The sequence below is a fragment of the Bradyrhizobium sp. 21 genome, from assembly GCF_023073335.1.
Lineage (GTDB): Bacteria > Pseudomonadota > Alphaproteobacteria > Rhizobiales > Xanthobacteraceae > Bradyrhizobium.
The window spans coordinates 119,367-128,968 of the sequence record NZ_JADPJG010000017.1 but is presented as its reverse complement, the minus strand read 5'-3'; the positions used below and the strand labels follow the sequence as shown (position 1 = coordinate 128,968).

9 protein-coding genes and 1 tRNA gene are annotated in these 9,602 nt (G+C 64.1%); 4 read left to right on the top strand and 6 right to left on the bottom strand.

The features are described from left to right. Window positions 1-591: 591 nt before the first annotated feature. Window positions 592-1,377 carry an SDR family oxidoreductase gene (locus IVB31_RS18930; protein WP_247325040.1) on the bottom strand — a complete coding sequence of 262 codons (786 nt, stop codon included), beginning with the start codon at window positions 1,375-1,377 and terminating at the stop codon, window positions 592-594. A gap of 134 nt (window positions 1,378-1,511) precedes the next feature. On the opposite strand from IVB31_RS18930, the gene IVB31_RS18925 reads away from it, so the two are divergent. Together IVB31_RS18925 and IVB31_RS18920 are read left to right on the top strand one after the other, a co-directional pair. After that, complete coding sequence (locus tag IVB31_RS18925) at window positions 1,512-2,210, top strand: histidine phosphatase family protein (protein ID WP_247325038.1); 699 nt, start codon at window positions 1,512-1,514, stop codon at window positions 2,208-2,210. Window positions 2,211-2,279: 69 nt separating this feature from the next. Next, window positions 2,280-3,047, top strand: a complete 768-nt coding sequence (locus IVB31_RS18920; protein ID WP_247325037.1) for an SDR family oxidoreductase — start codon at window positions 2,280-2,282, stop codon at window positions 3,045-3,047. A 196-nt stretch (window positions 3,048-3,243) separates the two neighbouring features. Here the strand turns inward: IVB31_RS18920 and IVB31_RS18915 are convergent, their stop codons facing one another. After that, window positions 3,244-4,491 carry a serine hydrolase domain-containing protein gene (locus IVB31_RS18915; RefSeq protein WP_247325035.1) on the bottom strand — a complete coding sequence of 416 codons (1,248 nt, stop codon included), beginning with the start codon at window positions 4,489-4,491 and terminating at the stop codon, window positions 3,244-3,246. Between the two features lie 163 nt (window positions 4,492-4,654). On the opposite strand from IVB31_RS18915, the gene IVB31_RS18910 reads away from it, so the two are divergent. Further along, window positions 4,655-4,730, top strand: a tRNA-Trp gene (locus tag IVB31_RS18910). Window positions 4,731-4,827: 97 nt separating this feature from the next. Here the strand turns inward: IVB31_RS18910 and IVB31_RS18905 are convergent. The 3 genes from IVB31_RS18905 to IVB31_RS18895 all read right to left on the bottom strand — a co-directional run bounded on the left by IVB31_RS18905 (window position 4,828) and on the right by IVB31_RS18895 (window position 6,749). Further along, window positions 4,828-5,589 carry a glycosyltransferase family 2 protein gene (locus tag IVB31_RS18905; RefSeq protein WP_247325032.1) on the bottom strand — a complete coding sequence of 254 codons (762 nt, stop codon included), beginning with the start codon at window positions 5,587-5,589 and terminating at the stop codon, window positions 4,828-4,830. Window positions 5,590-5,727: 138 nt separating this feature from the next. Then, a complete protein-coding gene (locus IVB31_RS18900) occupies window positions 5,728-6,234 on the bottom strand; it encodes a hypothetical protein (RefSeq protein ID WP_247325029.1) in 507 nt (168 codons plus the stop codon). 8 nt (window positions 6,235-6,242) lie between these two features. Beyond that, window positions 6,243-6,749 (bottom strand): hypothetical protein, encoded by a 507-nt coding sequence (locus tag IVB31_RS18895; RefSeq protein ID WP_247325027.1) that lies wholly within the window; start codon window positions 6,747-6,749, stop codon window positions 6,243-6,245. Between the two features lie 178 nt (window positions 6,750-6,927). Here IVB31_RS18895 and IVB31_RS18890 point away from each other — a divergent pair, with 178 nt between their 5' ends. Next, window positions 6,928-8,577, top strand: coding sequence for a hypothetical protein (locus tag IVB31_RS18890; RefSeq protein WP_247325023.1), 1,650 nt, complete (start codon window positions 6,928-6,930; stop codon window positions 8,575-8,577). Here the strand turns inward: IVB31_RS18890 and IVB31_RS18885 are convergent. Then, window positions 8,567-9,601, bottom strand: a complete 1,035-nt coding sequence (locus IVB31_RS18885) for a Gfo/Idh/MocA family oxidoreductase (protein ID WP_247325021.1) — start codon at window positions 9,599-9,601, stop codon at window positions 8,567-8,569. The two genes, IVB31_RS18890 and IVB31_RS18885, sit on opposite strands and share 11 nt — an antisense overlap. Window position 9,602: the final 1 nt, after the last annotated feature.

The following is a 9,602-nucleotide window of genomic DNA, read 5'->3' as shown; positions in this document are numbered from 1 at the left end:
CAGTCATCGGCAAGGCGACGGGGGCAATAGTGCATCGCTCCCCGGGGAGAGCACGACATAAGTCGTAAAACCACTGCTCAGGGAAGGCCGGTTGTTTTGGCTTCACCTGTATGCCGCTGTGCAGATTTTTGTACCACAACTTCGCACAGTGGACCGTGGGTGCCAGCCGGCACCCGGTCTTCCCTGCGCCCTCTTTCATTCGAGGGTGAGCCGACGAAGCAAAGCTCGGGCGAAACCAGCCGCGAGGATGCGAAGGTGTGTCTGCGGCCGTAGGATGGGTAGAGCACTTGCGAAACCCATCATGCTTCCGCGCAAATAAAAGTGTGATGGGTTTCGCTTCGCTCTACCCATCCTACGAGTTGTCTCTGAGGAAAGACTCTGGATTGCTTCGCTGCGCTCGCAATGACGGTGTTGATGCAAGGGACGTGCAAAAATTCCGCTCTCGTGTCCCGGACGCAGCGCAGCGTCTCTTCGACGGTGCGCTGCAGAGCCGGGGCCCATGCGTTGGCGATCCCTGTGGCCTTCTGGGTCCCGGCTCTGCGCAGCAGCGTAAGAACGCTGCTGCGCGTCCGGGACACTAGACCTCTCTCGCTAAACCGGCTTGCCCGTATACGGCATCGAAGCGGTCAGACCGCCATCCACCGGGAACGCCTGGCCGTTGACATACGACGCCTCATCGCTGGCCAGAAACAGTCCCATCGCGGCGAGCTCGTGCGGCTGGCCGGGACGCTTCAACGGATTGAGCTGGCCGATCTTGTCCTGGGTGCCGCGCTCCTTGGCGCGGTCGAACACCGGCTTGGTCATGCCGGTCTCGATCAGGCCCGGACATACCGCATTGATGCGCACGCCGGTGCCGGAGAGCGAATAGGCGGTGGTCTGCACCAGGGAGATCACGCCGGCCTTGCTGGCGGCATAGGGATGACCGCTGGCACCGGCCTTGAGGCCTGCGACGGACGCGGTCAGCACGATCGCGCCGGACTGCTGCTTCACCATGTGCGGCATGGCATGCTTCACCGCGAGGAAGGGGCCGATCAGATTGACGCGCAAGACCTCCTGCCAATGCTCCACGGTCTGCTCGCCGAGCGGAACGAGTCCGCCGGAGACGCCGGCATTGGCCCAGATTACGTCGAGCCGGCCGTGCGTCTTCACCGCCTTGTCGATCATGGCGATGACATCTGTTTCGGAGCCCGCGTCCGCCACCATGGCTTCCGCGGCGCCGCCGGCCTTCCTCACCTCGTCGACCGTCTCTTTCACCGCCTCGGTGCGATCGACCGCGATCAGCTTGGCGCCCTCTCTGGTGAACAGCAGCGCGGCCGCGCGGCCGATGCCGCTGCCGGCACCGGTGATGACGACGGATTTGCCTTGCAGACGGCCCATGCGTTTTCTCCCTTTGGCTCGCTCGCGACGCTTGCCGCGCGACGGAATTTCAAACAAGATTTCAAACGGTAAAGTGTCTTGAGACACGTTGGCTACTGACGTACAGCGACATCAAACGGGAGGGAAGGGTTTCGATGGCAGGCGCAGACAAGCCCAATGTGGTCACGACACGCTGGTGGTGGGTCCGTCACGCGCCGGTGCGCAACGACGGCGGCAATATCTACGGTCAGTCCGACATCGCCTGCGACACCAGCGATACCTACGTCTTCAACGCTGTTGCCAAGGTGCTGCCACGCAAGGCGGTCTGGTATTCGAGCAATCTGATGCGCACGCACCAGACCGCGGAAGCGATCTGGGCGGCCGGTTTCCCAAAACCTGCGTCGATGAAATGGGAAGCGGACCTCGCCGAGCAAGATCTCGGCCGCTGGCAGGGCATGAACCGCGCCGAGTTCATCGCCAACCGCCCGGTGGGCTCGAGCTGGTTTGCCGACATCAACGAGCCTGCGCCCGGCGGCGAAAGCTTCATGGACCTCTATCACCGCACCCGCCGCACCATCGAGCGGATCAACGTCGAGGCCGCCGGGCAGGACGTGATCGCGGTCGCCCACGGCGGCACCATCAAGGCCGCGCTTGGGCTCGCGCTCGACGGCCAGCCGGAGCGGGGGCTGTCGTTCGACATCGACAATTGCTCGGTGACGCGGCTCGATCATTTCGCAAGTCCGGAACGCAGCGTCTGGCGCTTGCCGATGGTGAACCAGCAGCCGTGGATCGCGGATGATGCGCATGCGGAAATGCATCAGCCGGCGGGACCGGAAGTCAAGAAGCTCGCCTGAAGCAATTATCCGCTCGCGCGGCGTCGGCGTAAGATTCAAGAAAATCAAATCGTACTCTGGGAGAGAAACATGACCTTGTTCGACATGAAGGGGAAAGTCGCCGTCATCACCGGCTCGACGCGCGGCATCGGGCTTGCGATCGCCGAGCGCATGGCCGAGCACGGCGCCAAGGTGGTGATCTCCTCGCGCAAGGCCGACGTCTGCGACCAGGTTGCGAAGTCCATCAACGACAAGTTCGGCAAGGGTACCGCGGTCGCGATCGCCGCCAACATCTCGTCGAAGGAAAATCTGCAAAACCTCATCGACGAGAGCAACCGCACCTTCGGCAAGATCGACGTGCTGGTCTGCAACGCGGCGTCGAACCCGTATTATGGTCCGCTCGCCGGCATCTCCGACGATCAGTTCAGGAAGATTCTGGACAACAACATCGTCGCCAACAACTGGCTGATTTCGATGGTTGTGCCGCAGATGATCGAACGCAAGGACGGCTCGATCATCATCGTCTCCTCGATCGGCGGCTTGAAAGGCTCGACCATCCTCGGCGCCTACGCCATCTCCAAGGCCGCCGACATGCAACTCGCACGCAACCTCGCCTGCGAATACGGCCCGCACAACATCCGCGTGAACTGCATCGCGCCCGGCCTGATCAAGACCGACTTTGCGAAAGCATTGTGGGACAATCCGGAGAATTTGAAGGCCTCGACCGCGCGCTCGCCGCTGCTTCGCATCGGCATCCCCGACGAGATCGCGGGCGCGGCGGTGTTCCTGGGCTCGAAGGCCGGCGACTTCATGACCGGCCAGACCATGGTGATCGACGGCGGCGCGACGATCAGTTGAGGGTAGTCGAGGTGTAGCCACGACGGACGGTGGGCTCCCTCGCCCGCTTGCGGGAGAGGGTTGGGGAGAGGGTGTCTCCGCAGAGAGATTCCCAACGAGGAGAAAGCCCCCACCCGGCGCTTCGCGCCGACCTCCCCCGCAAGCGGGAGAGGTTGCACCGAGGTTGCCGCTCGATCGTTCAATTGACGTGGTCTGCTCAATCCACCGCCGCGTACACCAGATCCCGCACCAGCGTCCGCGTAAAATCGCGCTGGCCCGGGCCCTGGCTCATGAACACGACGAACAGATCCTCCTTCGGATCGATCCAGAAGAATGTCCCCGCAATGCCGCTCCAGAAATACTGACCGACGCTGCCGGGGAAGGGCGCGATGCCGGCCTCGCGGCGCACCGCGAAGCCGAGACCGAAACCATGGCCGGGCGCGAGCAGGGTGCCGTTGATCTTCACCGCTGGGTCGAGGTGATCGGACGCCATCAGTTCCAGCGTCTTGCGACCGATGATCCTGTTGCCGTCGAGGGTACCGCCATTGCGCAGCATCAGCGCGAAGCGGGCATAGTCCATCGTTGTCGAGACGAGGCCGCCACCACCGGACTCCATGATCGGCTGCTCGAGCATGTTGAACAGCGAGACCTTGTCGCCGGTCCAGGGATCGGCCGCGAACGGCTCGGCGAGCCGGCCGGCATTGGCCTCAGAGGTCGAGAAGGCGGTCTCGGTCATCTGAAGCGGCACGAGGATGCGCTCAGCGAGGTACGTGCCGAGCGACTTGCCGCTGACGACCTCGATGATGCGCCCGAGGATGTCGGTGGAGCGGCTGTAGTTGAACTCGTCGCCGGGATGGCAGACCAGCGGGAAGCTTGCCACCAGCGCGGCGTGCTCGGCATTGGTGATCTTGCGGCTGCGCACCCGCGAGTCCTGGTAGAGCTTGTGCACGGGGCCGTCGCCCTGGTGCTCGTAGGTCAGGCCGGAGGTGTGGCGGAGCAGGTCCTGCACCGTCATCGGCCGCTTGGGCGGAACCAGTTCCAGCCTGCCGCTGCTGACCACGCCGACCTTCTGCTCCGCGAACTCCGGGATGAATTTGGCGACCGCATCGCCAAGGAGCAGGTGGCCGTCCTCGACCAGCGCCATGATGCCGACCGACACGATCGGCTTGGTCATCGAGAAGATGCGGAAGAGCGACTCATGCGCCATCGGCGCGGCGCCCGTCGGGCTCTGCCTGCCGAGCGCCTCGAACCAGCCGACCTGGCCGCGGCGGGCCACCAGCACGGTGACGCCCGGAATGGTTCCCTTGTCGATCTCGCGCTTGAAGGCATCCGACATGGCTTGGAGGCGGGGACGCGACAGCCCCAGCGTCTCGGGGCGGGCTTCCGGCAAAGGCGGGGTGTTCGGGGAGGTCGAGGGGCGAGGGGCGGCTGTCGCAGAGGCTGTCGCAGTGGCTGTCCCAGTCATGGGCACTCCCGGTTGCTTGTTATTATTCGGAACGGAGTGTGGCCCGGAAGGCGCGGCACAAACAAGCGAAGCCAGCGCGCTTCACCCTTGCAATCCGCCCTTGCAATCCAGCCGCCCCTTGTGCTTCAAAGCGGCCTGATCCGGGCGGTAACGCAGGGTCTGTAGGAGTGTAGCTCAATTGGTAGAGCACCGGTCTCCAAAACCGGGGGTCGCAGGTTCGAGCCCTGCCACTCCTGCCAGCGAAATCAAATAGTTAGATCAAATAGGGACGGAACGGGGACGAGATATCCCCGTTGGGCGGCCCGTCGTTCACTGCGACGCGGGCCCGGCTGTCGCCTAGCGTGCAGAGGTCCGCCCGGCGTCGACGGGAACCCGGCTGAGATCGACGTCCCGGATGGGAACGCGGCGCAGCAGCGCGAAGATGGTCCCGCCGAGCTCGAAATAGGTCCGCAGCCGCATGGCGCGGGACGACCCCTTCAGCTCCGCGTTCAGGCTGACCGGCACCTGCACGTGGGTAAGGCCGAGCTGGAGCAGTGAGATCAACGCACAGATCTGATAGCCGTAGCCGTCGGCCTTGACCGCGATCTGGCGCAGCCATTTCACGGGGTAGACGATCATGCTGTGGTAGTCGGACAGCCAGAAGCCGAACAGGCAGTTCAGGATGAACCGCAGCGAATGCGACTGGATCGAGCGATTGACGGAGCGGTCCGACTGGTTGTCGCGATAGGTGATGACGAGGTTGGCGGCGCCCACCGCCTTGAACATCCTGGCGATGCCTTCGTTGTGAAAAGCGTGATCGCCGGGAATGAGCGTGATGGCATCGAACTTCGCGCGCGACAGGGCATATTCGAAGCCGGCACCGACGCCCCGCCGTACGGCGTTGTGATGCACGACGATCCGCGGCTCTCTGGTCGCGTACTCGTCCATGATCGCACCGGTGGCATCCGTGCTGCCGTCGTCGATCAGGAAAATCTCGAAATCGTCGAGCAGCTCGCGGGCGAGCGGCAGCACGCCGTCGATGGTGTCGGCGATCTTGTCCTGCTCGTTGAGCGCAGGAATGACGATGGTAAGCCTTTTTGCCGCCCTGGAAGCTGTCATCGCACGCCCGCCGTTGCCGGCCACTCTACTGGTGGAACCTGGTTGCAACTCTAAGTGATCGGGGCACGGCAAACAATATCGGTCCCGCAGCTCAGGGCCGATTGGGTGCGATCGAACGGGAGAGTTGCATTCGGGCCACTAGTCGGTGAACTCGTAGAGGCCGGTGTTCCCGATGCCAAACGCATGGCGCAGCGCCCCGATCCGGCCGGCCATGGACTGCCCCGCGGCCGTCGCGGCAAAGCGCGAATCGACCTGTTCGACCAAGCCGCCCTCGATCAGGATTTTGGTCCGTCCCAGGAACAGATCCGGAACCTGCCGGTCGACGACATCCGAAAGCGGAGCCGTCCGGCCGGGCCGGTCGACAAGCCCTAGCAGGATCTCGAGCGAGACCGATTTGTAGACTGCGCCGAAGGCGAAAACATAGCCCATGACGCCAAATCCGAAAATCGACGCGGCGTCCCAATACTGGAATTGCGGGAGCGTCAAGACGCCCAGCAGCACGCCGAGAAGATGCGACACGACCGCGGCAAGCGCGAGCAGGATCACCGGTGCGAGCGGCCAGGCTCGGACACGAGCCATGAACTGCATGGCAGGCGCCAGCACGGCAAAAGCGACCACCGCGACCAGACCGACGGCGAATGACATCGCGACTGTTATCCCAGACCCGTTAAGACACGAACGAGCTTGACGAGACGGGCGACCGCGAGCCCCTTGGCCGTCGGGGTCAATTTGCTGTCGGCCGTCGTCACCATTCCCGAACCGATTAGGAGCTTCAATCGATTATGCGCGAAGGTGCCGAGATCTCCGCCCTGCATGTAGGCCGCGGCCCATTGTTCCGCGGTGAGGGGACGTCCGGCCTGGACCAGCGCCGTGAGCAGCGTCAGCGTAAAGCCCCAAGCCAGCAGGCTGAACAGCACGTAGCAAAGCATCATCGCCGTCGCCAGCAGGAAGAGGCCGCCAACCACGTCGTCGAGATGCCGTTGACCCGGAAGCGCGATGCAGGCGATCACGAAAAGGGCGATGACGCTGAGACAGCCCAGTCGAAAACGGCGGCCGGCTCCGCGAATGGCAGCGATACGCGCGTAGCACAACAGCAGCAGCGGAAGTACGGCACTCAGGCAGATTGCAGCGGTCTGCGCCGGACCCGGTAGGAAGCTCATCGCGGAAAATCGCCTCGGACGCCTCGGTACTGCCCCAGCCTTGGGGGGGTCTATAGGAGGTCGCATTTTTGGGGGAAATGATCAATTGGGAGTTCGCCATCCGGCTCTTGCGGCGGTCGAAGGGGCGTGCGAACTCTTGCCGCCGATGCCATCGTTCCGCCGTTCCAGCACATCCGCAATGCGTCGCGCGACAGCAATTCTGCTGGCGCTGTTGCTGATCGCGCATGCGCCGATGCTCCTGAACGACGGCCTCTTCATGGACGACTGGCTGGTGCTCAAGCCGCGTCCGGACTTCATCGTCGACATCGATTTCCTGCTGCGCGGCGCGGGCCATCCGATCTTCTTCAGCTACGACAGGTTCGCCAATTGGACCGGCGCGCCGGTCGCCGTGATGGTGTCGCTGGCATGCGCCGGAATTGTCCTCGGCGCGATGTCGATGGCGCTGACCGCGACGCGACTTGATCTGCTCGACCGCGCCGAGGCGGTCGGCTTCGCGCTGATCGTCTGGACCTATCCCGGCTACCAGCTGTGGGCGGGCAAGGCGAACGCGGTCTACGTGCTCAGCTTCGGGCTGCTGTTCTTCGGGACCTGGTTGTTGATGCTGGCCCACGGTGCGCGCGGCATGCGGTGCGCGCTGCTCCGCCTGGCCTGCGTGCTCGTGTTCATGCTCAGCTTCGCGCTCAACTCGACGATCGTGCTGTATGCTTTCGTGATGCTGGGTCTCTTCATCGCGGTGTGGCGCAGCCGCGACGCTGCGCAGGGGCCGATCCAGCGGACATGGCGCGCAGCCTGGTACTGCGCGACCCGTTATCCGGAACTGGCGGTGCTCCCCCTGGTCTATTGGGGCGCGCTCAACCTCTGGTTCAAGCGCAGCGGCGTGTATGCGCAGTACTACAATGCTCATTTCCTCACCTCCGGCGAATTGCTGCAGGGATGGGAGGCATTCTACGTCACCGGCTACAAAGACGTCGTACTCCACGCGTACCAGGCTGCGGGCAAGGCCCCGATGCCCTTCATCGCGGCCGCGCTCCTGGTCGGCATCGCCTTGCTCCTGCTGCGCGCCGAAATGGAAGCGACCGCGACGCGACGCGCCAATGTCCTGCCGTTCGCGCTCGCCGTGATACTGTTCCTGGCATTGTCGCTCCCCTATCTGATCGTCGGCATTCCGCCTTCCTCCACGCATTTCTACGAGAGCCGTCATCTGCTGATGTTCGGCCTGCCGTCGGCGCTGATGCTTCTCGCCGTCAAGCGAGGGGCCGAACGCTGGGTACGCCCGGGCGCTGCCTTCGCGGTCGTGTTCGGATTGGGGACAATGCTGTCGATCGGCATGCTGTGGACCGACTACGCCTTCATGCAGGCGAGGACCCTCAAGCAGCAGGCGTTGACGCACCATCTTGCCAACCAAGCCCAGCCGGCAGCAACGGTCTTCGCGCTCGATGACGGTTTCCTCGACTACCCGTCGCGCCACGTGCCGTTCGGCTTCGCCGAGGTCACTGGCATGCTCCGCCTAGCCTGGGGTAACCAGCCCTTCGTCGGATTTGCCTTGCGCGCCGAGCGGCCGAGCGTCCTGCGGGATTTGGAGGTGGCCCGGACCGCGCCAAGCAGCGCGTTTTCTCATGTCGATCCATCGGGCCGGCAGGCGACGATTTCGCTTCAGCCGGGGCCTGGCGCGGCCCCGAATCAGGCTCTGGTGCGGAGGTACTATGCATGCCGGCTGCTGGCACGCTGCGAGGTCTCGGAGCTGCTCGGACAGATCGCGCAGGTGAGCATCAAGGTGGGGCCCATCGCCGGGATTCTGCCGCTCGATGGCGCGAAGCCTAGCCGCTGATCGGCAGTTTCCAGATCGCCTCCGCAAGGGCGATGTCGGCCACGGAATCTTCGCCGGAAGCCAGCGGCGTTCTCTGTTCGATCATATCGGTGACGAATGCATCGGCCTGACGCCGAAACGCCCAACTGTTTTCACGCGACAATTGCGTGCGCTGTCCCTGCTGATCGAGGATGACCTCCGCCTCCTGCTCGGCAAAAGGCGGCGGCAATTCGATGGTCAGTGCGCCCCGCTCGAACGCAATGCTCAGTCCCTCGCGCCAGATGCCTTCGGATCCATTCGCCAGTTGCAGCGTGCAGGCGACGCCGTCGAAGTCGAGCGTCACGGTCGCCGCGCCCGAAGTCTCGACGGCGCTTTGGGCGACGGCCGGGGACGATCCGAGCAAATAGCGCGCGAGATTGATGATATGGCTGAACACGTTCAGAAAATTGTCGTAGCCGGGTCGCATCGCGCCCGGCATCCAGTCGGGCCCATCCTGCCAGAGCTCGAGCCCGTCCGGCCGCGCTTCGCCGGTCATGACGAAGTTGTCCTGCGCCCGGCCAGTGTGGCCGCCGAAGCACCAGCCTCGCGCGCCGATAACGCGTCCAAGCGACTGATCCGCCCGTATGCGCGTCAACTCGGCTAGCGCGCGCGCCACACCGGCGTCATGACGCTTCATGTAGCCGATGCTGTAGACGAGGTTTTGCCGCCGCGCCGCCGCAGCCAGTGAAACGGCTTGCGCCGTGGTGTAGGCCATCGGCTTTTCCGACAGCACATGCCGGCCGCTGTTCAACGCATCAAGCACGATCGGACCGGTGGCGCGACGCTTCGTCACGACGACGACGGCGGACACCTCGCTGTCCGCCAGCAGGTCCCGGTGCGTGCCGTAGACCCGCGCGATGTCGAATTTTTGCGCCGCCGCGGCAGCGAGATCAGGCCGGAGATCGGCGATCGCGACAACGCGACAGGCGGGATTGGCGGCGAAATTGGCGAGGTGGCACATCTGGCCGACCATGCCCGTTCCGATGATGCCAATGCCTGGCCTCACT